The organism is Arthrobacter sp. UYP4, assembly GCF_057291175.1.
On record NZ_JBXAVU010000003.1, the window covers coordinates 24,485 to 43,835 of the forward strand.

The 19,351-nt window shown below is 71.2% G+C and carries 23 protein-coding genes and 1 tRNA gene; 6 read left to right on the forward strand and 18 right to left on the reverse strand.

Annotated features, from left to right (window positions below):
- Positions 1–58: 58 nt before the first annotated feature.
- The 4 genes from tmk to AC0Z9V_RS12330 all read left to right on the forward strand — a co-directional run bounded on the left by tmk (position 59) and on the right by AC0Z9V_RS12330 (position 3,654).
- On the forward strand, positions 59–706 hold the full coding sequence (gene tmk, locus AC0Z9V_RS12315; RefSeq protein WP_133080421.1) for a dTMP kinase: 648 nt from the start codon (positions 59–61) through the stop codon (positions 704–706).
- Positions 703–1,896 carry a DNA polymerase III subunit delta' gene (locus AC0Z9V_RS12320; protein ID WP_133080420.1) on the forward strand — a complete coding sequence of 398 codons (1,194 nt, stop codon included), beginning with the start codon at positions 703–705 and terminating at the stop codon, positions 1,894–1,896. The genes tmk and AC0Z9V_RS12320 overlap by 4 nt, the downstream gene beginning before the upstream one ends.
- Positions 1,893–3,473: an alpha/beta hydrolase gene (locus AC0Z9V_RS12325; protein WP_485141696.1), complete on the forward strand. Its 1,581-nt coding sequence runs from the start codon at positions 1,893–1,895 to the stop codon at positions 3,471–3,473. The genes AC0Z9V_RS12320 and AC0Z9V_RS12325 overlap by 4 nt, the downstream gene beginning before the upstream one ends.
- Before the next feature lie 105 nt (positions 3,474–3,578).
- Positions 3,579–3,654, forward strand: a tRNA-Thr gene (locus AC0Z9V_RS12330).
- Positions 3,655–3,761: 107 nt separating this feature from the next.
- On the opposite strand, the gene AC0Z9V_RS12335 is transcribed toward AC0Z9V_RS12330, so the two are convergent.
- From AC0Z9V_RS12335 to AC0Z9V_RS12405, 15 genes are all read right to left on the reverse strand, one after another.
- Positions 3,762–4,004 carry an acyl carrier protein gene (locus tag AC0Z9V_RS12335; protein ID WP_485141697.1) on the reverse strand — a complete coding sequence of 81 codons (243 nt, stop codon included), beginning with the start codon at positions 4,002–4,004 and terminating at the stop codon, positions 3,762–3,764.
- A gap of 111 nt (positions 4,005–4,115) precedes the next feature.
- Positions 4,116–4,415, reverse strand: coding sequence for a carbon storage regulator CsrA (gene csrA, locus AC0Z9V_RS12340; RefSeq protein WP_485141698.1), 300 nt, complete (start codon positions 4,413–4,415; stop codon positions 4,116–4,118).
- A gap of 4 nt (positions 4,416–4,419) precedes the next feature.
- A complete protein-coding gene (locus tag AC0Z9V_RS12345; protein WP_485141699.1) occupies positions 4,420–5,841 on the reverse strand; it encodes a serine/threonine-protein kinase in 1,422 nt (473 codons plus the stop codon).
- Positions 5,816–7,864 (reverse strand): flagellar biosynthesis protein FlhA, encoded by a 2,049-nt coding sequence (locus AC0Z9V_RS12350; RefSeq protein WP_459289301.1) that lies wholly within the window; start codon positions 7,862–7,864, stop codon positions 5,816–5,818. The genes AC0Z9V_RS12345 and AC0Z9V_RS12350 overlap by 26 nt, the downstream gene beginning before the upstream one ends.
- A 3-nt stretch (positions 7,865–7,867) precedes the next feature.
- Positions 7,868–8,968: an EscU/YscU/HrcU family type III secretion system export apparatus switch protein gene (locus AC0Z9V_RS12355; protein WP_133080414.1), complete on the reverse strand. Its 1,101-nt coding sequence runs from the start codon at positions 8,966–8,968 to the stop codon at positions 7,868–7,870.
- 1 nt (position 8,969) lies between these two features.
- Entirely contained in the window at positions 8,970–9,728 is a 759-nt protein-coding gene (locus AC0Z9V_RS12360) for a flagellar biosynthetic protein FliR (RefSeq protein WP_133080413.1), read from the reverse strand.
- A 1-nt stretch (position 9,729) separates the two neighbouring features.
- Positions 9,730–10,005 carry a flagellar biosynthesis protein FliQ gene (gene fliQ, locus AC0Z9V_RS12365; RefSeq protein ID WP_208739138.1) on the reverse strand — a complete coding sequence of 92 codons (276 nt, stop codon included), beginning with the start codon at positions 10,003–10,005 and terminating at the stop codon, positions 9,730–9,732.
- A 1-nt stretch (position 10,006) separates the two neighbouring features.
- Positions 10,007–10,846 (reverse strand): flagellar type III secretion system pore protein FliP, encoded by an 840-nt coding sequence (gene fliP, locus AC0Z9V_RS12370; protein WP_485141872.1) that lies wholly within the window; start codon positions 10,844–10,846, stop codon positions 10,007–10,009.
- A 44-nt stretch (positions 10,847–10,890) separates the two neighbouring features.
- Positions 10,891–11,460 (reverse strand): FliO/MopB family protein, encoded by a 570-nt coding sequence (locus AC0Z9V_RS12375; protein ID WP_485141700.1) that lies wholly within the window; start codon positions 11,458–11,460, stop codon positions 10,891–10,893.
- Positions 11,460–12,164 carry a flagellar motor switch protein FliN gene (gene fliN, locus AC0Z9V_RS12380; RefSeq protein WP_485141701.1) on the reverse strand — a complete coding sequence of 235 codons (705 nt, stop codon included), beginning with the start codon at positions 12,162–12,164 and terminating at the stop codon, positions 11,460–11,462. The genes AC0Z9V_RS12375 and fliN overlap by 1 nt, the downstream gene beginning before the upstream one ends.
- Positions 12,161–13,072 (reverse strand): flagellar motor switch protein FliM, encoded by a 912-nt coding sequence (locus AC0Z9V_RS12385; protein ID WP_485141702.1) that lies wholly within the window; start codon positions 13,070–13,072, stop codon positions 12,161–12,163. Before AC0Z9V_RS12385 ends, fliN begins: the two co-directional genes overlap by 4 nt.
- Before the next feature lie 40 nt (positions 13,073–13,112).
- Positions 13,113–14,039, reverse strand: coding sequence for an OmpA/MotB family protein (locus AC0Z9V_RS12390; RefSeq protein WP_347876204.1), 927 nt, complete (start codon positions 14,037–14,039; stop codon positions 13,113–13,115).
- Positions 14,036–14,890, reverse strand: a complete 855-nt coding sequence (locus tag AC0Z9V_RS12395) for a motility protein A (protein WP_459289288.1) — start codon at positions 14,888–14,890, stop codon at positions 14,036–14,038. Before AC0Z9V_RS12395 ends, AC0Z9V_RS12390 begins: the two co-directional genes overlap by 4 nt.
- Positions 14,890–15,228 carry a flagellar FlbD family protein gene (locus tag AC0Z9V_RS12400; protein ID WP_133080407.1) on the reverse strand — a complete coding sequence of 113 codons (339 nt, stop codon included), beginning with the start codon at positions 15,226–15,228 and terminating at the stop codon, positions 14,890–14,892. The genes AC0Z9V_RS12395 and AC0Z9V_RS12400 overlap by 1 nt, the downstream gene beginning before the upstream one ends.
- 81 nt (positions 15,229–15,309) lie before the next feature.
- Positions 15,310–15,606: a helix-turn-helix domain-containing protein gene (locus AC0Z9V_RS12405; RefSeq protein WP_133080406.1), complete on the reverse strand. Its 297-nt coding sequence runs from the start codon at positions 15,604–15,606 to the stop codon at positions 15,310–15,312.
- Between the two features lie 66 nt (positions 15,607–15,672).
- Here AC0Z9V_RS12405 and map point away from each other — a divergent pair, with 66 nt between their 5' ends.
- The gene (gene map / locus AC0Z9V_RS12410; protein ID WP_459289286.1) at positions 15,673–16,455 is read left to right on the forward strand and encodes a type I methionyl aminopeptidase; all 783 of its coding nucleotides are present in this window, start codon (positions 15,673–15,675) and stop codon (positions 16,453–16,455) included.
- Between the two features lie 13 nt (positions 16,456–16,468).
- On the opposite strand, the gene AC0Z9V_RS12415 is transcribed toward map, so the two are convergent.
- The 3 genes from AC0Z9V_RS12415 to AC0Z9V_RS12425 all read right to left on the reverse strand — a co-directional run bounded on the left by AC0Z9V_RS12415 (position 16,469) and on the right by AC0Z9V_RS12425 (position 18,944).
- Positions 16,469–17,641 carry a flagellar hook protein FlgE gene (locus AC0Z9V_RS12415; RefSeq protein WP_208741777.1) on the reverse strand — a complete coding sequence of 391 codons (1,173 nt, stop codon included), beginning with the start codon at positions 17,639–17,641 and terminating at the stop codon, positions 16,469–16,471.
- Positions 17,642–17,711: 70 nt separating this feature from the next.
- Entirely contained in the window at positions 17,712–18,146 is a 435-nt protein-coding gene (locus AC0Z9V_RS12420; RefSeq protein ID WP_133080403.1) for a flagellar hook assembly protein FlgD, read from the reverse strand.
- Positions 18,147–18,161: 15 nt separating this feature from the next.
- Complete coding sequence (locus AC0Z9V_RS12425) at positions 18,162–18,944, reverse strand: flagellar hook-length control protein FliK (RefSeq protein ID WP_485141703.1); 783 nt, start codon at positions 18,942–18,944, stop codon at positions 18,162–18,164.
- On the opposite strand from AC0Z9V_RS12425, the gene AC0Z9V_RS12430 reads away from it, so the two are divergent.
- Positions 18,943–19,278, forward strand: coding sequence for a hypothetical protein (locus tag AC0Z9V_RS12430; protein ID WP_485141704.1), 336 nt, complete (start codon positions 18,943–18,945; stop codon positions 19,276–19,278). The two genes, AC0Z9V_RS12425 and AC0Z9V_RS12430, sit on opposite strands and share 2 nt — an antisense overlap.
- Positions 19,279–19,351 lie beyond the last annotated feature (73 nt).

Here is a 19,351-nt window from a genome sequence, read left to right on the forward strand (position 1 = left end):
ACGTGCCGGGCGAGTGTTACCGCGGGTAAACGTCCTCCGCACTCGGTAGGCTTGGCGCGTGACCTTTCCCCTCCCGCACGGGCTTCCCGGGCTCTTCCTCGTGCTCGAGGGCGGTGACGGCGCCGGCAAGTCCACCCAGGCGGCGATGCTCTGCCGGGCGCTCGCGGACAGCGGCCGCACGGTCGTGCGCACCCGCGAACCGGGCGGCACCGTCATCGGCGAGAAACTGCGGTCCCTCGTCCTCGAGCACGGGCACGGCGAGATCGACGCGCGGACGGAGGCCCTCCTGTTCGCGGCGTCCCGTGCCGCGCACGTGCAGCAGGTGATCGTGCCGGCCCTGGAGCGCGGCGACGTCGTCGTGTGTGACCGCTACATCGACTCCTCCGTCGCCTATCAGGGGGCGGGACGCGGCCTCGGGGCACAGGCCGTGCTCGACGTGAACCTCTGGGCCACGGACGGACTCCGCCCCGACCTGACGGTACTGCTCGACGTCGACCCGGCCGAGGGCCGCAGCCGCCGTACTGCCGGCGCCGCCGCGGAGGACCGGCTCGAGTCCGAGCCCGACGGTTTCCACGCCGGCATCCGGTCCGCGTTCCTGGACCTCGCCCGGCAGGAGCCCGGACGCTATCTCGTGCTGGCCGCGTCCGACACGCCCGAGGAACTCCACCGGGCGATCCTCGGAGCGCTGCCCCGGGTAGCGGCATGAGCACCATCGGGCACAGCCTCCCGGCGACCGGCGTGTGGGCCGAGCTGCGCGGACAGGAACAGGTGGTCGAGCAGCTGCGTCGGGCCGCCGAGTCCGGCGCACCGACCCACGCCTGGCTGTTCACGGGACCGCCCGGCTCCGGCCGGTCGAACGCCGCCCGGGCCTTCGCGGCCGCGCTGCTCTGCGACCGCGAGTCGCTGGGCGACCGCGGCTGCGGCACCTGCAAGGCGTGCCGTACGGTCCTCTCGGGAACGCACGCCGACCTCACGAACGTCACCACCGAGAAGGTGACGATCAGCATCGACGAGGCGCGCGAACTCGTCCGCAAGGCCCAGGACAAGCCGTCCACCGGCCGCTGGCGGATCATCATCGTCGAGGACGCCGACCGCATGCAGGAGCGCAGCACCAACGTGCTGCTCAAGGCCATCGAGGAGCCGCCCCCGCGGACCATCTGGCTGCTCTGCGCCCCCAGTCCCGGCGACGTCCTCGTCACCATCCGGTCGCGCTGCCGGTCCGTGGGACTCCGTCTGCCGCCGGTGCAGGACGTCGCGGACCTGCTCGTGGCACGCGACGGCATCGACCCCGCCACGGCGGAAGCGGCCGCCCGGGCCGCGCAGAGCCACGTCGGGGTGGCGAAGAGGCTCGCGACCGACGACGGCGCGCGGGAACGACGCAACCAGATCGTCCGGCTGCCGCTGACGCTGCGCTCCGTCGCCGGAGCCATGCGTGCCGCGGCGGATCTCGTGAAACTCGCCGAGGCGGAGGCGCAGAGCTCCTTCGAGCAGCGCGACGCCGAGGAGCGGGCCGCACTGCTCGCCACCCTCGGGGCACCGGAGACCGGCACCCTGCCGCCGTCCATGCGGGCACAGATCAAGCGCCTCGAGGAGGACCAGACCCGGCGCGCCAAGCGTTCCAAGAACGACTACTTCGACCGCGCCCTGACGGATCTCATCTCCTTCTACCGGGACGTGCTCATGCTGCAGCTCTCCAGCGGGCAGTCGCTCGTCAACGAGCCCCTGCGACCCGAGCTCGAGGAGTTCGCCCGCAGGGAGAGCTCCGAGGACACCCTCCTGCGGCTCGAAGCCATCAACGAGGTCCGCACACGCCTTGTCAGCACCAATGTGTCCCCGCTCCTCGCGATCGAAGCCATGACCGTGAGCCTCCTGTCCCGGAAGGACCTCGACCGATGACCCTCGGACCGCTCGACTCCCCCGACCGCACACCGCGCCGTCGGAGCATGGCCTTCCTCGCGGCGTCCGCCGCCGTCGTGCTCGGGCTCTCCGGCTGCACGCTGTTCTCCCCCTCGTGGAAGGAAGCGCCCGCGACCGGCGTGGAGACGGCCGATCCCGCCGCGATCGGCGAGGTGGACGAGGACCTCCGCAATTTCTACATGCAGGAAGTGCAGTGGAAGGGCTGCGAGGGATCCTTCTCGTGCGCCACCATCGAGGTCCCGCTGGACTACAGCGACCCCGGCCGCAGCAGCATCGAGATCGCCGCCATCCGCTCGGATGCGACGGGCGAGGCTCAGGGGACCGTCCTGGTCAATCCCGGCGGACCCGGCGGCTCCGGCTTCAACATCGTCAGGGACTCGCTCGACTACGTCACGAGTGAGCGACTGCGCGAGGACTTCGACGTCCTCGGCTTCGACCCCCGCGGAGTGAACCGGTCCAGTGCTGTGAAGTGCTACACCGACGCGGAGCTCGACGAGGCGCGGCAGGAGAGCTACCCCGTGGACGCCTCCGAGGAGGAGCTGCTGGCGCTCATGACGGCCGACGCGGAGGAGTACGCCGGCCTGTGCGCCCAGCGCACCGGGGAACTGCTCGGCTTCGTGGACACGGAGTCGGCGGCCCGCGACATGGACATCCTGCGCGCCGTGGTCAGCGACGAGAAGCTGAACTACCTCGGGTTCTCCTACGGGACGCAGCTGGGGGCGACCTACGCCGATCTCTTCCCAGAGCGGGCGGGCCGGCTCGTCCTCGACGGGGCGATCGACCCGTCCCTGAGCAACGAGAACATCACGCTCGGCCAGGCGAGCGGGTTCGAGAACGCCCTCCGCGCCTATGTCGCCGATTGCCAGCAGGGCGCCGACTGCCCCTATCCGGGCACGGTCGACGACGGCGTTGCCCGGATCCGGGACCTCTTCGCCGCGGTCGAACGCGAGCCGTCGCGGGCCGAGGACGGACGGCTGGTCCCGATCAGCACGTTCGTCCAGGGGTTCATCCTGCCGCTCTACGACAACGGGAACTGGCCCACCCTGACGCAGGCCGTGGCCTCGGCCCTGGCGGGTGACATGAACGCCATGCTGCGCCTCGCCGATCTCTCGGCGGAGCGCCGGCCGGACGGGACCTACGCCACGAATTCGACGGCGGCGTTCCTCGCCGTGAACTGTCTCGACTACCCGATGACGAGCGATCCGGCGCAGATGCGGGCCGACGAGCAGGAGCTCGTGGCGGCGTCGCCGACGTTCGGCCGGTTCCTCGCCTACGGCGGTGTGCTGTGCGCGCCGTGGGCGTATCCGCCGGTGCTGGGCCCGGCCCCCCTGCAGGCCGAAGGCGCCGACCCGATCGTGGTCATCGGCACCACCGGTGATCCGGCCACGCCGTACGCCTGGTCCACGGCGCTGGCGGACCAGCTCGAGTCCGGTGTGCACGTGACCTGGCAGGGTGAGGGGCACACCGCCTACGGCCGGTCCAACGACTGCATCCGGGACACCGTCGATTCCTACTTCATCGACGGGACGGTGCCGGAGGACGGGACCCGCTGCTGAGGGCCGGCTCCGGGACCTCGCGCCCATTTTGACCCCGGGCCGGAACCTCCTATAAAGTTGGGGCTTGTGGATCGGCCCCGGGCATCGCCCGTACCGGGAAGCATTGCCTCCTTAGCTCAGTCGGTAGAGCGTCTCACTCGTAATGAGAAGGTCGCCAGTTCGACTCTGGCAGGAGGCTCCACGTAAGCCCCGGACGGTCCGCCGCCGGGGCTTTTCCGTGCGTCCGTTCCCCCGAGACACGGCAGTGGCGGGCGCCCGCAGGCACCCGCCACTGCCGGCGGACGACGGTCAGCTCATCGCGGGACCGGACTCGTCGGACTTCGTCAGCTCACCGAGGAACGCATGGCACTTCGCGGCGCGCTCGGAGTCCTGGGCCATGACCTGCTCGAAGAACTCGGCGATGTCGTCGCGACCGGCGTTCCGGGCGTCACGCACGTACTGCCCGTAGTCGTGCCCTGCCTTGAGCGAGTGGTACTGCAGCGAGATGAGGTCGAAAGAGACGTCGTTGAATCCGGTTTCTCCAGTAGCCATGAGGCACCTCCGTGTTGGTATGAACAGGTGGTGTCAGGCTAGGTCCGGCGGATTTCGGGCGACAACGCAGAATCAGGGATCCGGATTGCTCGCCAGTGCGGGGAGAGTCTGTTAGGCGGGGTCGGCCGGACCGCGGCGGGCATCGGCGGGCCCGTCGGCAGGATCCTCCGCCGCGACCACCGCACCGGACCGGAGCAGCGCCTTGAGCGCATCGGCGGCCTCGGCGTCGGCAGCCGCAGCGGCGAGGTTCGCCTCCGTGACGGCACGCAGGACCTCCTCGCGCTGGATCTTCACGCCGCGCGGGGCATCGATGCCGATGCGGATGCCGTCACCGCGGGAATCGAGCACCGTGATGACGATGTCGTCGCCGATCAGGATCTGCTCGCCGACCTTTCGCGTTAGAACAAGCATCGTTTCACTCTATCCCGGCGGACTCGGCCCGGCGTCGACCGACGGAGGCAGCGCGGCGCCGCGTCGGGGATTCCGGGGACCCGCCGTCACGCCAGCCCACGGGCAGACCGAGCGCGTCCACCGTGCCCGGCGTCGCCGTCGACCCCGATCCCACGACCGCCAGCCCCGACGGTGCGAGCTCGGCGCGCTCCATGCTCCTGCGGAGGGCTCCGACCCAGGCGGCAGTGTCCGCTTCCTTCCGTCCGGCGTCCACCGCGAGCCACACCTGGTCCGGGCGCAGGGCGAGCAGGAGCCGGGCGTCGGTCACGGGATCCTCCGAGGACAGCGCCAGGAAGACCGGATGCCCGCCGTCCACTCCGGCGGCACGGGCCGCGTTGGCGTCGAGGCGGTCGTCGATCCTGCGTGCGTCCCGGGTCAGCCAGCCCTCCGGTCCGGCGACGGCCACCGCGGCCGGGGCCCCCCGGCCGAACGCCGCCGCCATGGACGCCGCGACCTCCCAGACCACGGCGGGCGCTCCGACGATGATCACGAGGTCGCCGGGTGCCGAGAGGACCGCCGGCGCGGGGTCGGGTGCAGCGGAGGTGTCGACGACGTGGCCCGCGAGGTCGGGCAGCTGTGCCGGGTCGCCCGGGTGCGCAGCGAGGTGCGGTACGACGGCGGGTGCATCATCGGATGCCTCACTACTACCCGCCGCGGTGGAGGGCCGGTCGTCCGGGCGCGCGCCCCACGGCGTCGATCCGCCGGAGGATCCGCGCTCGACAGGGTCGGTGGTGACCGGTCCGGCGGGAGGTCCGGTCCGGGTCGGTCCGACGTCCGGGAGTGCCTGCGGCGCGTCGTCGCCGGGCCGGCGCCGCGCGGCCGACGGGTCGGCACCTGGACCGGATGTCGAGGGAGAGGTCGCGAAGGTGAGGTTGTCCATCAGCGCCGCGAAGAGGCCCGAGTCCGTCGAGACGGCGGCGGGCTCCCCCGCACCGGCGCCGGACACACCGGATCCCGGCCTGCCGGAACCGGCTGCAGCACCGGCTGCGGCACCGGCTGCGGCACCGGCTGCGGCACCCCGGGATCCTGCCGCCGGCGACCCGGCGGGAGCGGACCCGCCCGCTATCCGCACCTCGTCCAGCTCGGCCTGCTGGAGCAGGGCGTCGATACCCGCCGGCGCTGCGGCGCTGCGGCGTCCCCGCCGGGTACCGGGGGTGGAACCAGGGGGTGAACCGGGCGTGGACCGGTAGCCGTCGGCGTGTCCGGTGGCAGGCTCGGGCACCTCGACCACGATCTCGTAGTGCCTGCGGGCGAGTACGCCGCGGATACCGCCGACCGTGACGAGTTCCGCGGACACGATGAGTGCCCGCGGACCGTACAGGGCCGCGGCCTGGGTCTTCAGCTCCTCGAGGGAGGGACCCTCAAGATGAAATAACTGCGGAGCCACGCACCACTCCTATGGTCTCGATGGCGACGTTCGCACTCGTCACTTCCTGGTACGAGAGCACGGGCAGCCCCGCCGCCTGGGGACCCACGAGCCGCTTGAGCGCGGGGCGCAGCGCCGGCGCGCACACCAGCACCGCGGAACGGCCGGTGGCCTCGATATCGGCCACCGTGGAGCGGATCGAGGCGAGGACGGCTTCGGTCCGTGCGGGATCGAGGAGGATCTGCGTGCCCTGGTCGGACGGGCGCAGCCCCTCGAGCATGGACTGCTCGAGCAGCGGATCGATCATGATGACCCGCAGCAGCGTGCCGTCGAGATACTGCTGGGTCACGGCGGGCCCGAGTGCCAGCCGGGCCGCCTCGACCAGCCCCTCCGGATCGGACGAGGACTTCGCCTTCAGGGTCAGTGCCTCGTAGATGCGGGCGAGGTCGTTGATCGGCACCTGCTCGGACAGCAGCCCCTGCAGCACACGCTGCACCTCGGCGAGGGACATCAGTCCGGGAACCAGCTCCTCGACGGCGGAGGGGCTGACCTGGCGGACGCCGTCGGTCAGCACCCGGACGTCCTCGCGCGTCAGCAGCCGTGCGGCGTTGGCCGTGATGACCGAGGACAGGTGGGTCACGAGGACCGAGACGCGGTCGATCACGGTGGCGCCGGCGAGCTCCGCATTGTGCCGGAGCTCCGAGGGCACCCACTTCCCGGCGAGTCCGAAGACGGGCTCGACGACGGCGGCACCGGGCAGGTGCGCGAGGTGGTCGCCGAGCGCGAGGACCTTGCCGCGCGGAGCCTCGCCCCGGCCGGCCTCGACACCCGCGATCTTGATGACGTAGGTGGCGGGCGGCAGGTCGATGCTGTCCCGCGTGCGGACGGGAGGCACGACGACCCCGAGTTCCAGCGCGACCTTGCGGCGCAGGGCGCGGACGCGTCCGAGGAGGTCGTCGGGAGCGCCGGTGACGACGTCCACCAGGTCCGGTGCGAGCAGCACCTCGAGGGCGTGGACGCGCATCTGCTCGAGCAGGTCGTCCGTGCTGTCGGCGGACGGAGCGGCGGCTTCGGCCTCGAGGGCCGCCGCCGCGGTGCGGGCGTCGTCGTCGGACTTCTTGAGCCGCTGCGCGATCACGATCAGGCCTGCGCCCACCACGATGAACGGCAGCTTCGGCATGCCCGGGATGAGCGCCATGACGATCGCCGCCGCACCCGCGATGCGCAGCGCGTTCTGCGACTGCCCGAGCTGCTGGGCCGCCGTCGAGCCCATGTCCGCCTCGGCGTTGGACCGCGTGACGATCATGCCGGTGGACACGGCCATGAGCAGTGCCGGGATCTGGGTGACGAGCCCGTCGCCGATGGTGAGCAGCCCGTAGGTGGTGAGGGCCTCGGAGATGGGCAGGCCGTCCTGCAGCATGCCGATCGCGAGGCCGCCGACGATGTTGATGATGATGATGATGATCCCGGCGATGGCATCGCCCTTCACGAACTTCGATGCACCGTCCATGGCGCCGTAGAAGTCGGCCTCCGCCGAGACCTCCGCGCGGCGTTCGCGCGCCTGCGTGTCCGTGATCAGTCCGGCGTTGAGGTCGGCGTCGATGGCCATCTGCTTGCCCGGCATGGCGTCCAGGGTGAAGCGGGCGCCCACCTCGGCCACGCGTTCGGCACCCTTGGTGACCACCACGAACTGGATCACCACGAGGATCAGGAAGACCACCGCGCCGATGATGATCGAGCCGCCGACGGCGACGTGCCCGAAGGCCGCGATGACCTCCCCCGCGTAGCCGTCCCCGAGCACCAGCCGGGTCGAGGCGACGTTCAGGCCGAGCCGGAACAGCGTCGCGACGAGCAGCAGGGAGGGGAACACGGAGAAGTCCAGGGGCTTGCGGACGAACATGGTGTTCAGCAGGATCACGAGCGCCAGCAGGATGTTGACGATGATCAGCACGTCCAGCAGCACCGACGGCACCGGCACCACGAGGAGCAGGATGATGCCGACGACGCCGACCGGGACCAGGAATTTCGGGAGGGAGGAACGCATGGTCTAGAAGCCTCCGGCGGCTGAGGGTCGGGCGGGAAGGGTGTGGAGGCCGCGGGCGGCCCCCCGGGTCCTGAGGGACATGACGAACGCCAGGATGCGGGCCACCTGGTCGTAGTTCTCGAACGGGATCTCCTGGCCGAGCTCGCAGGCGGCGTGCAGCGCACGGGCCAGCGGGATGTCGGAGACCATCGGCACCTGCTTCTTCTCCGCTTCCTCGCGGATCTTCGCGGCGATCACGCCCGAACCCTTCGCGACGACGCGCGGTGCGGACCGCCCGGGCTCGTACGTGAGCGCCACCGCCACGTGCGTCGGGTTGACGAGGACGACGTCGGCACCGCCCACGGCGGCGATCATGCGGTTGCGGCTCATCGCCAGCTGGCGGGAGCGCCGCTGGGATTTGATGAGGGGGTCGCCGTCGGAGTTCTTGTTCTCGTCCTTGACCTCCTTCTTGGTCATGCGGGTCTTCTTGCGGTTCCGGCGCATCACCACGAGGACGTCCATCGCTGCGAGTGCCAGACCGGCGACGACGGCGGCCCGCAGGAGCGCGGCGGTGCCGTCGCCCGCGGTGTTCAGGAGCGAGGCGACCGAGAGTCCCCCGGCGGCCATCAGCACCGGCATGAGGTTCTGCACGACGACGACGAGCACCAGCCCGACCACGGCGGTCTTCAGGAGCGCCTTCGCGCCCTGCCACAGGGCCTGTCCGCCGAGGATCCGCTTGAGGCCGTTGACCACGTTGAACTGCTCGAACTTGCCGGAGAACTTCTTCACGTGGATGCCGCCCTGCAGGGCGGCGGTACCGAGCACGGCCACCAGCAGCACACCCAGGAAGGGGCCCAGGATGACGCCCAGGGACGCGCCACCGTCGGCGAGGGCGTCGAGGGCCGACGCGGGATCGGGGTTCGCGATGGTGTCGGCCACGCGGACGAGCTGTTCGGTCGCGGCGTCGGACGAGCGGGAGATGAGGGACGGCAGCATCAGCGCTGCCGCTCCGACGCCCACCCACGCCGTGAAGTCCTCGGACTTGGCGAGCTGGCCCTTGGAGCGGACGTCCCTCATCCGCTTGTCGGTGGCCTGCTCGGTCCGCTCGCCGGAATCCTCCGCCATGTCAGCCCACCCCCATCAGGAGTGCTGCGGCGTCGTCCGCGAGGGTCGAGACGACGCGCGGCAGGGCGACGAACACCACGCCGCCGAGGCTGAGCGTGATGAAGATCTTGAGCGGGAACCCGAGCGCGAAGGCGTTCAGTGCCGGTGCGACGCGCGTCAGGAGCCCGAGGCCGACGTCGGCCAGGAAGAGGACCACGATCAGCGGACCGGCGATCTGGACCGAGGCCAGGAAGAGTCCGGTGACGGCGCCGGTGAGCGCCTCGACGGGTTCGGCCAGGTCCAGCCCCCCGCCGAGCGGCAGCGCGCTGAAGGTCCGGACCAGGCCTCCGATGATGAGCTGGTAGCCGTCGGACGTGAAGAGCAGCGTCAGGGCCGTGAGCTGGAACAGGCGCGCGAACTGGGCACCGTTGACCATCGACTGCGGATCGAATCCCTGGGCCAGGGAGAACCCGCCGAACAGGTCGATCAGGCTCCCGGCGGACTGGATCGCGGAGAAGACGACCAGCACGAGGAAGCCCAGGGCGGCGCCGACCACGAGTTCGAGGACCAGGGCACCGATGTACCGGCCCGTGCCGCCCGTCTCGTAGCTCCCGGCGACCTGCGGGGACACCGCGAGCGCCAGCCCGACGGCGAGCATGGCCTTCACGCGTGCCGGGATGCCCTTGTACGAGAAGGGCGGTGCGATGACGAGGAAGGCGACGATCCGCACGCCGGCGAGCATGACGGCTTCGATCCGGCCCTGGTCGAGTTCGATCTCCATCTCAGCCGCCCCCGAGGAGTCCGGGGATGCGCTCGAACATCTCGTGCGTGAACGAGATCATCTCGGAGATCATCCAGTGGCCGCAGACGAGCAGGGCGAGGCAGACGGCGGCGGCCTTCGGCACGAAGGAGAGCGTGACCTCCTGGATCTGCGTGATGGATTGCAGCAGCGAGATCGCGAACCCCACCACGAGGGCGGTCAGGAGCACGGGTGCGGACAGCTTGGCCGCGGCCCAGATGCCGGCGAGTCCGATGTCGAGGACGGCGTTGGTATCCACCTCAGCCGCCCTGGTAGCTGTTGATGAGCGACGTGATGATGAGCCCCCACCCGTCCACGAGGACGAACAGCAGGATCTTGAAGGGCAGCGAGATCATGACCGGCGGGAGCATCATCATGCCCATGGACATCAGCGCCGCGGAGACCACGAGGTCGATCACGAGGAACGGCACGAAGATCACGAAGCCGATGATGAAGGCGGCCCGCAGCTCGGAGATCATGAACGCCGGGATCAGGGTGGTCAGCGGGACGCTCGCGGCGTCCTCGGGATTCGGCTGGCCGGCGGCCCGCGTCATGAGTGCCAGGTCCTCTTCACGGGTGTGCGCCATCATGAAGGTCTGCAGGGGACGGGCGCCGTCCGTGAGGGCCTCGGTGAACGTCGTCGCGCCGCTGAGGTAGGGCTGGACGGCGAGGTCGTTGATCTCGGTCAGGACCGGCGCCATGATGAACAGCGACAGGAACAGGGCCAGCCCCGCGAGTACCTGGTTGGGCGGGATGGACGGCAGCGAGAGCGCGTTCCGCGTCATCGCGAGCACCACGAAGATCTTCGTGAAGGACGTCATCATCAGCAGCAGTGCCGGCGCCACGGACAGCAGCGTGATCCCGATGAGGGTGAGGACGGCCGAGCTCGGTTCCCCGTTGACGCCGTTGATCTCGACGGACAGCCCGTCCCCGCTGCCCGGCTCGGCCGGTGCCGTGGGGTCGGCGGGGGCGGACGGTGCCGTGGGCGCGGGAACGGCGGGATCCAGTTCGCCGGCATGGCCGGCGGCGGCTCCGAGGAGGACGACGACGACGGCGAGCAGCACGGCTGCGACTGCCGGGAGGAGCGGGAACCGGGCCAGGCGGTTTCCGCGTGCGGAGGGTGCCGACGGCAGGACGGCCGTCGTCACCCGGCCCGTCCCTGGCGCAGGAAGGCTGCGGTCTGCTTCCAGGTGGCGGGCGACAGGATCGACCCCTGGAGGGTCGCGGCGGCATGCGCCCGCTCCGCTGATCGGGCTGCACGTGCGGCACGGCGGCTGATCGGCTCGGCGCCGGCGGTGCGATCCGGACCGGGAGCCGTAGCGGGAGCCGTAGCGGCCAGCCGCAGGGATGCGGCGAAACGGGCGTCGGCCGGTTCCGGTGTGCCCGGTCCCGCGGAGATCGCGGCCGCCCGCGCCTGGACCGCGGGCACCGCGTCGTCGGACTCCGGGACGGCCTGCAGCGCGCGTGGCGCGGCCGAGGAGTGGAGGACCGACACCGACTGCTCGGTCACGCCCAGGTAGAAGCGCGTGCCCTCGGCCTCCACCACCACGAGGGATGCCTTCGCGCCGATGCCCTGGCGTGCCACGACGGACACGAGGCCGGCTCCGGCACGGCCGCCGTTGACCTTCGAGAGCTTGCGGTGCAGCACGAAGAGCAGCGCGAGTACCACGCCGAGGGACAGGAGCACCCTCAGCGCGAGGACCACGACGTCCACTAGAGGGCGCCGTCGGCGACGTCGAGGATCTGGGTGATGCGGACGGCGTAGTCCTGGTCGACGACGACCACCTCGCCGTGGGCGACGAGGCGCCCGTTGAGCAGCACGTCCGCCGGGGCGCCGGCCGAGCGGTCGAGCTCGATCACGGCGCCGGGTTCGAGGTCCAGGACATCGCGCACCGACATCCGGGTACGTCCGATCTCCACGGTCATGGCCATCTCCACATTGCTGATGCGGCCGAGGTTGGCGGCACCGGCGGAGGCGGCGGAACGGCGGGGGGTTGCACCCGGACGGGCACCGCGGAGGCGGACGGCGAACCAGCCCACGGCACCGGACCTGCCGGCGAGGCGGAACACCGAGGTCTCGGCGTCGCGGAACAGCGGCAGCGCGTCCTGCACCGCCGGGACGCCGAGCACGCCGTCGCCGAGTGCGGCCGACGCCGCCTCGAGCGCGGGGACGAGCACGTCGGCCGGGGAGACGAGGGGTGACGACGTGCCGGCGGCGGCGGCGAGGGGCTGCGCGTCGATCAGGACGACGGCGAGATCCGCGGAGGACGCGCCCACGAAGGACGCGACGATCGCGGTGGACGCGCTCGCGGACGGCACCTCGGAGGCGCTGCAGGGCTCGGCCGTGAGGGGGCCGGGAAGCGGGAGTCGTGCTGCGAGGGACGCTGCGGCCTCGTGCTCGACGGTGGTGGTGTTCATGGTGCGGTGTTCTCCTCGGTGGTCACTACTACGCAGGCAAGGCGGGAGCCGTTCTGGCCCAGGGCCGCCTCGCCGAGCCGCTGCCCGTTGACGGCGAGCTCGAAGGGCCGGTGCTGCGGGTGCGGCAGTTTCAGGACGTCCCCGACGGCGAGGTCGAGGATGCGGGACGGCAGGACGGGCAGCGCCGCGAGCTGCACGGCGACGTCCACCGGCACGTGCGTGACCTGCTGCTCGATCAGTTCGCGTGCGTCCTCGCCGGTGGCGGTGGGGTTCGCGTCGCCCAGCTGCGCGAGCAGCAGCTGCGCCGGGATGGCGACCGTGGCCGGGCAGGAGCGTTCACCGACGCGGATCTCGAAGGTCCCGACGATCATGAGCTCGGTGGTCGACGCCGCCTGGGCGAACTGGGAGTTGTACTGGATCGAGTCGATGCCCAGCTGCTGGGTCAGGACCGAGCCCAGCGAGTAGTGGAGTCCCTCGAGGGCGTCGTCCATGAGGCGCCGGATCAGCGCCTGCTCGATCTGCGTGAACTTCCGCTCGCCGGGAGGGACCGTGCCGTGGCCGCCGAGCATGGAGTCGACCCAGTACAGGCCCGCGGACGCGGGGAACTGGATGACCGCCTTGCTGGCATGGTCCTGGATGGCGCAGAGGACCATCGCCGTCGTGGGCGGCAGGGATGCGGCGTACTCGTTGTACGTCTGCATGAGGACCTGCTCGCTGGTCACCTGCGAGATCACGCGGACCTTCGCGGTGAGCTGCGTGCCCCACTGGCGCGCGAACGTCTCGAAGGCGAGTTCGAGCACGCGTGAGTGTTCACGCGCGAGAGTGGTGGGCCGGCGGAAGTCATAGACATCCACCGCCCTGGCGGAGCCCGAGGGCACGCCAAAGGAGAGTTGTTCCTGGACCGTCACACCAGCCACTATCGGCCGGCCTGCGCGGGCCGTTAGCGATTCAGCCGCCGGCGGCGATCTCCGGCATGAGGCCGCGGACGCTCTCGGGCTGGTCGGAGTGCACCACGATGTCCACGCGGCGGTTGAGTTCGAGTTCCGCCTCGCTGGTCCCGGGGGCGAGCGGACGGGATTCGCCGTAGCCGATGGCCGAGAGCCGGAGGGCGGGCACGCCACCCGTGTCGATGAGGTGGCGCACCACGTTCACCGCCCGCTCGGTGGACAGCTCCCAGTCGAGCGGCCGCGGCACGGAGTCGGGCAGGCGTGCCGTGTGGCCCTCGACGCCCACCTCGTTGGGGATCGAGGCGAGGACGGGGCCCACGCTCTCGAGGATGCGCAGCGTCTGGTCGGTCAGCTGGGCGCTGTCCGGGAGGAAGAAGGTCTCCGAGCTGACGAGCCGGATGGTGAGGCCGCGCTCGTCGATGACGTAGCGGACGGCCTCGGCGAGGTCGCGCTCCTTCAGCCCGGCATCGATGCGCTCCTGCAGGGCCCGGAGGTTCTCGACCTCCTCGACGGCGCGTTCCCGGTCCGTCACGGGCTCGGCGGTGTCACCACCGGCCGACGGCGAGGGCGACGGCGTCGGCGCGGCCACCGCCGCAGCACCGGGCTCCTCCTGCTCCGTCTCCGGCTCCGCATCCGTGAGGGCCGCGCCCCCCGTGAAGGACTCCCCCTCCTCGTTGGCGTACTCGGCGGGCACCACGGTGCCCTCGGCCGTGTCGACGGTCGCCGTCTCCACCGCCCCGAAACCCGTGGCGAGGGAGACGCGCAGTTGCTCGAACTTGGCCTGGTCGACGGTGGACATGGCGTAGAGGACGATGAACATGCACATCAGCACGGTGACCATGTCCATGTAGGACGCCATCCAGCGCTCGTCCGGATGCTCGTCGGCGTGGTCCTCGCCCCGGTTCTTCCGGTGGGGGCGCCTGCTCACGCCGCGGCCTTGCCCTGCGCCGCGCCGTCGCCCGTTCCCTTGGCGCCCTTCGCGGCCTTCGGAGCCTTTCCGTCGTCCTTGCCGCCCTTCCCGCCCTTGCCCAGGGCGTGCTGCGGCACCATGGCCTTCAGCCGCTCGCCGAGCAGGCGCGGCTGGCTGCCGGCCTGGACCGCCAGCACGCCCTCCATCAGGAGGGTCATCCGGGCGGTCTCCATGTCACCGAGGCGCTTGATGCGGGTACCGATCGGCAGCCAGAGGAAGTTCGCCGAGAGCAGGCCCCAGAGGGTCGCCACGAACGCCGCGGCGATCATGTGGCCCAGTTCGTCGGGCTTCGAGAGGTTCTCGAGGACGTGCGTCAGGGACACCACCGTCCCGACGATGCCCACGGTCGGCGCATAGCCCCCGAGGCTCATGAAGAACTTGGACGCCGTGCGGTGGGTCGAGGAGGCGGAATCGATCTCGTCCTCGAGCATCTCGCGCAGCTCCTCGCCGTCCGTCCCGTCCGCGATGTTCTGCAGTGCGCCCCGGAGGAACGGGTCCTTCGCCGTGGTGGCCTCCTCCTCGAGCGCGAGCAGTCCCTCGCTGCGGGCCTTCTCCGCGAGCACCACCACGCTGTCGATGGTGTCCTGGGGAGGCGTGCTTTTGCCCATGATCGCCGGCGGGACGGCCTTCACCGCGACGATGAAGTCCTTCAGGGTGCCACCGGCGATGCCGACCGCGAGGGTGGCGACGAACACGAGGACCATGGGCGCCGGCAGGAGGAGTGACTGCACGTGGGCACCCTCGAGGGTGATCATCGCGTACAGCGCACCGAAAGCGAGGAGAATGCCGACGAGTGTTGCGGGATCCATCAGTTGTTCCTTGGTCTGAGCTGGACGGGCGTGCCGGCGCCGGGATCGACGTCGGTGCCCGGGCGGGCAGGCGCCGCGGCGGCGTCGCGATCGCGGACGAGCCCGAGCGGTCGCTGCCCGGTCGGATCCGTGGGTTCCACCGGCTGGAACCGGGCGAGTGAGAGGATACGGGCCCGATAGGCCGCGATGAGGTCGATCACCTCGTGCAGGGATTCGGTCACGATGTACTTCGCGCCGTCGACCATCACGAGCGTGGTGTCCGGATTCTCGTGGATGCGCTCGATGAGGTCAGGGTTCACCGCGAACTGGCTCTCGTTGAGCCGGGTCACCACGATCATCGGACATCCTGGAGTCGGGACGCCCCGGCGGGGCCTCTTTCCTCCACTGTCGGCACGTGCCGCAGCTTCGTAAGGACGCCCCTAGGACGCCAGTCGCTCCCGCCCGTCGCGGCGGGCCGGCTCGACGTCGCGCTCGGGCTGGTTGATCTCGGCCCACACGACATCCAGGGAGAGACCGAGGACGTCGGCGATGGCAGCGATGGTCGGGAAGGCGGGAGTGGCCACACGACCCGACTCGATCTTGCGGAGGGTCTCCGGCGAGACGCCGGCGTCGAGTGCGGTCTCGAGCATGGAACGCTCGGCCCTGGCGCGCCGCAGGAGGGCGCCGAGGCGCTGTCCGCGCTCGACCTCCCCCGGCGTGAGCGGCAGTCTGACCATGGCTCCGAGTCTAGTACCGGGATACTATTACCGGTATAGTTATTGGGTTCCCCGGAAAGGTACCGCATGATCGAGATCCTCACCTCCTCCGAGCTGGACAGGGCACGGGAGACCGGCGCGCTCGTCGGGCACATCCTGCACACGCTGAAGGGCCGCAGCGCCGTCGGCACGAACCTCCTGGACATCGACCGGTGGACCGCGGACATGATCGCCGAGGCCGGGGCGGAGTCCTGCTACGTCGACTATGCGCCGTCCTTCGGGCGCGGCCCGTTCGGCCACTACGTCTGCACCTCCGTGAACGACGCCGTCCTCCACGGGCTGCCCCGCGACTACGCGCTCGCCGACGGCGACCTGGTGACACTCGACCTCGCCGTGTCGAAGGCCGGGATCGCCGCGGACTCCGCCATCAGCTTCGTCGTGGGCGAGACGCAGCCGGCGGAGAGCCTCGCGCTGATCGGAGCCACCGAACGCGCGCTGGCCGCAGGCATCGCAGCAGCCGGACCAGGAGCCCGCATCGGCGACATCTCCTTCGCCATCGGCTCGGTCCTGGGCGAGGCGGGCTATCCCATCAACACCGACTTCGGCGGACACGGGATCGGGTCGACGATGCACCAGGACCCGCACATCGCCAACACCGGCAGGCCGGGGCGCGGCTACGTCCTGCGCCCAGGGCTCCTGCTGGCGCTGGAGCCCTGGGTCATGGTGGACACCGCCGCCCTGGTCACCGACGCCGACGGCTGGACGCTCCGGAGCGCCACGGGCTGCCGGACGGCGCACAGCGAGCACACGATCGCCATCACCGACGACGGGGCGGAGATCCTGACCCTGCCCGGTCAGGTCCGCCCCTGATCGGCCGGTCCGGCTAGCGCTTCAGGTTCGCGAGCTCCTGCAGCACCTCGTCCGACGTGGTGATGATGCGTGCGTTCGCCTGGAAACCGCGCTGCGCGACGATCAGGTTCGTGAACTCCTGCGAGAGGTCGACGTTCGACATCTCGAGGGTGCCCGCGTCGAGCGACCCGAGACCGTTGGAGCCGGCCGTGCCGATCTCCGCGGCCCCCGAGTTCGCCGTCGCACGGTAGGAGGACCCGCCCGCCTTCTCGAGGCCCGCGGGGTTGACGAAGCCGGCGAGCGCCACCCGGCCCAGGGGCTGCCGGCTGCCGTTGCTGAAGGCACCGACCAGGGTGCCGTCGGCGCCGACCGTGAACGAGTCGAGGGTGCCGGCGGTGCGTCCGTTGCGCTCCGAGATGGAGACGGTCCTGAGCTCGGCGAAGCCCGTGACGGCCGAGAGGTCGACGGCGATCCCGCCCACGGCGACGGATGAACCCGCCGAGGCCTGGCCGTCGGGCAGCACGAGCTGGCCGGCGCCGGTAGCACCGTTCGCGTCCTGGCCCGCGACGTTCCAGCCCGCGGCAGAGCGGGTGAAGGTCAGCGTGAGATCGCGTGCGGCGCCGTCCGCGCCGTACACCTCGACCTCCTGCGTGATCTGGGTGCCCACTGCGGCATCGGAGGGCAGGTTCCCCGTGACGCGGGCGGTCGTCGTCGCCTGCGCCGGTGACACCGCGCCCTTGGGCATCCGCAGGTCACCGACGGCCCCGCCCTGCTGGACGACGCCGTTGACGGCGGGCCAGCCCTGGACGAGCGAGCCGTCCGGAGTGACGAGCCTGCCCTCGGCGTCGGGCGTGAAGGCGCCGGCCCGGGTGTACAGGGTCTCGCCGCCGAGGCGCGAGATGAAGAAGCCGTCGCCGGAGATCATCATGTCGGTGGCCCGGCCCGTGGCCTGGGCCGAGCCCTGCGAGAAGTTGGTGACGATACCGGCCACCTGCACGCCGAGGCCGACCTGGGCGGGGTTGGTACCGCCGAGGGCCTCCTGGGGAGCGCCCCCTCCCTGGGTCATCTGGGACAGCGTGTCCTGGAACTGGGTGGCCGAGGCCTTGAAGCCCGTCGTGTTGACGTTGGCGATGTTGTTGCCGGTGACGTCGAGCATGGTCTGGTGGGAGCGGAGCCCGGAGATACCGGAGTAGAGCGAGCGAAGCATGGTGGTGCCTTTCGGTGCGGAGCGGGAGGTGCGGGAGGTTCGGTGCAGGATCAGGAAGGAATCGGCGGGATCAGGTCGTGGGGGTGGGCGCGGGCACTGTCCCGACCCCGGAGACGAGGTCGAGCGCGATGCTCTTGCCGCCGATCGTGACGGTGGGGACGGGGCCGCTGTAGGAGACCGCGGTCGCGGTGCCGCGCGCTTCGACGCCGTCCGTCCCGGTGTAGGAGACCTCGTTGCCGAGCAGCGCGGCGGCCGAGGAGCGCATCTGGAGGTGGAAGTTCTCCTCGCTGATGCCGGTCATCTGCGTGATCTTCTCCATCATGGCCAGTTGCGTGGTCTGGGAGATCATCTGGTTGGTGTCCATCGGCGCACTGGGGTCCTGGTTGCGGAGCTGGCTGACGAGCAGCGACATGAAGACCTCGGAGTCCATGGCCTGCTTGCGGGTTCCCGTGGCGGATGCCTCGGGAGGGGCGAAGGTCGCGGAGGCGACGGGGTCTACGGGCATGGCAGTCCTTCCGGATCAGGCGAAGAGGTCGAGGATCGGGGAGCCCGCTGCGGGGCGGCCGGTCCAGGGGATGGGGGTCGGCACTGGTCGTTCTCCCCCGGGCGGGGCGTGCCGCGGCCTGTCGTCCCGCGGCCCGTCCCTGCCGTCGTCGGGAGTGCCGGTCCCGAGGTCGAGCGACGCGGACAGGCCCGACGACGACGCCTCGCGCCGCAGGTCGGGTAGCGCCTGCCTGAGGGCGTCGCGGCCGCCGTCCGTGGTGGAGAAGAACTCGAGTCTCGTGCCGTCCGCGGAGATGCTCGCGCGGATGGTGATGGGCCCGAGGTCGTCGGGGGCGACCGTGACGGTGATGGTGCTCGTACCGCCCGGGGCATCGGCTGCGGCCCGGGCGAGCGCGAAGGCGGGGGTGCCGAGTTGCTGGGGCAGCGGTGCGGTCCCTGCGCGGACGGGCGCCTGCGACTCCGTGGCGCCGCCCGGGGCTGCGGCTGTCGGCTGTGCGGCGACCGGCATCTCGATGCGCATGGCGGACGGAGGGACAGCACCGGTGTCGGCCGGCGCCGCGGGCACATCCGGCACCGCGGCCGACGGCGCGGCGCCGCCCGTGCCGCTGGTCACGTCGGGGCCGGTCGCGTCGGGGCTGACCACGTCCGGACCGGTCGCGTCGGGGCTGACCGACCCTGAGGTGCCCGCCGGCGCCGAGACCTGCTCGCTCGGGACGCCGGCGCGCGGGGCGGAGACGGTTCGAGAGGTGCCCGTCGCTGTCGGAGCCTGGTCCACGGGATCCGACGGGGAGCCTGACATGGCGATCCCGGTTCCGGCTCCACCGCCGGGTGCGCTGGACGCCCCCGCTGCTGCGGGGACACCGCCGGGAGCGGCGTCCGGGGTGGCCGTCGACGCCGTCGCTCCGGACGTCGGGAGATCCGGCTGCGCCCCAGCCACGACATCGGCCGTCACCTCCGGCGCGGCGAGCACCGCTCCCCCGTCCGACGGTCCTGCAGTCGAGGCGGAACGGGGCTCGGCCGTCGGGACCGTCGTGCTCGCCGTGCTCGCCGTGCTCGTCGCGGAGAATGCCACAGCGGATGCCGCAGGAGCCGATGCCGTTCCCGGTCCGGCGGACGGGCTCCCGATCCTCTGAACGACGGCTCCGCCCACCGGCGCACCCGCCGACGGAGCCGGAGCCTGGACAGCAGGGGGCGGCGTCGCCGGCA

Coding starts and splice junctions, on each gene's coding strand:
- AC0Z9V_RS12320 (WP_133080420.1), top strand. CDS start 703: ATGAGCACCATCGGGCACAGCCTCCCGGCGACCGGCGTGTGGGCCGAG.
- AC0Z9V_RS12325 (WP_485141696.1), top strand. CDS start 1,893: ATGACCCTCGGACCGCTCGACTCCCCCGACCGCACACCGCGCCGTCGG.
- AC0Z9V_RS12335 (WP_485141697.1), bottom strand. CDS start 4,004: ATGGCTACTGGAGAAACCGGATTCAACGACGTCTCTTTCGACCTCATC.
- csrA (WP_485141698.1), bottom strand. CDS start 4,415: ATGCTTGTTCTAACGCGAAAGGTCGGCGAGCAGATCCTGATCGGCGAC.
- AC0Z9V_RS12350 (WP_459289301.1), bottom strand. CDS start 7,864: ATGCGTTCCTCCCTCCCGAAATTCCTGGTCCCGGTCGGCGTCGTCGGC.
- AC0Z9V_RS12355 (WP_133080414.1), bottom strand. CDS start 8,968: ATGGCGGAGGATTCCGGCGAGCGGACCGAGCAGGCCACCGACAAGCGG.
- AC0Z9V_RS12360 (WP_133080413.1), bottom strand. CDS start 9,728: ATGGAGATCGAACTCGACCAGGGCCGGATCGAAGCCGTCATGCTCGCC.
- fliN (WP_485141701.1), bottom strand. CDS start 12,164: ATGAACACCACCACCGTCGAGCACGAGGCCGCAGCGTCCCTCGCAGCA.
- AC0Z9V_RS12395 (WP_459289288.1), bottom strand. CDS start 14,890: ATGGATCCCGCAACACTCGTCGGCATTCTCCTCGCTTTCGGTGCGCTG.
- AC0Z9V_RS12400 (WP_133080407.1), bottom strand. CDS start 15,228: ATGATCGTGGTGACCCGGCTCAACGAGAGCCAGTTCGCGGTGAACCCT.
- AC0Z9V_RS12405 (WP_133080406.1), bottom strand. CDS start 15,606: ATGGTCAGACTGCCGCTCACGCCGGGGGAGGTCGAGCGCGGACAGCGC.
- map (WP_459289286.1), top strand. CDS start 15,673: ATGATCGAGATCCTCACCTCCTCCGAGCTGGACAGGGCACGGGAGACC.
- AC0Z9V_RS12415 (WP_208741777.1), bottom strand. CDS start 17,641: ATGCTTCGCTCGCTCTACTCCGGTATCTCCGGGCTCCGCTCCCACCAG.
- AC0Z9V_RS12420 (WP_133080403.1), bottom strand. CDS start 18,146: ATGCCCGTAGACCCCGTCGCCTCCGCGACCTTCGCCCCTCCCGAGGCA.
- AC0Z9V_RS12430 (WP_485141704.1), top strand. CDS start 18,943: ATGGCGATCCCGGTTCCGGCTCCACCGCCGGGTGCGCTGGACGCCCCC.
- AC0Z9V_RS12425 (WP_485141703.1), bottom strand. CDS start 18,944: ATGTCAGGCTCCCCGTCGGATCCCGTGGACCAGGCTCCGACAGCGACG.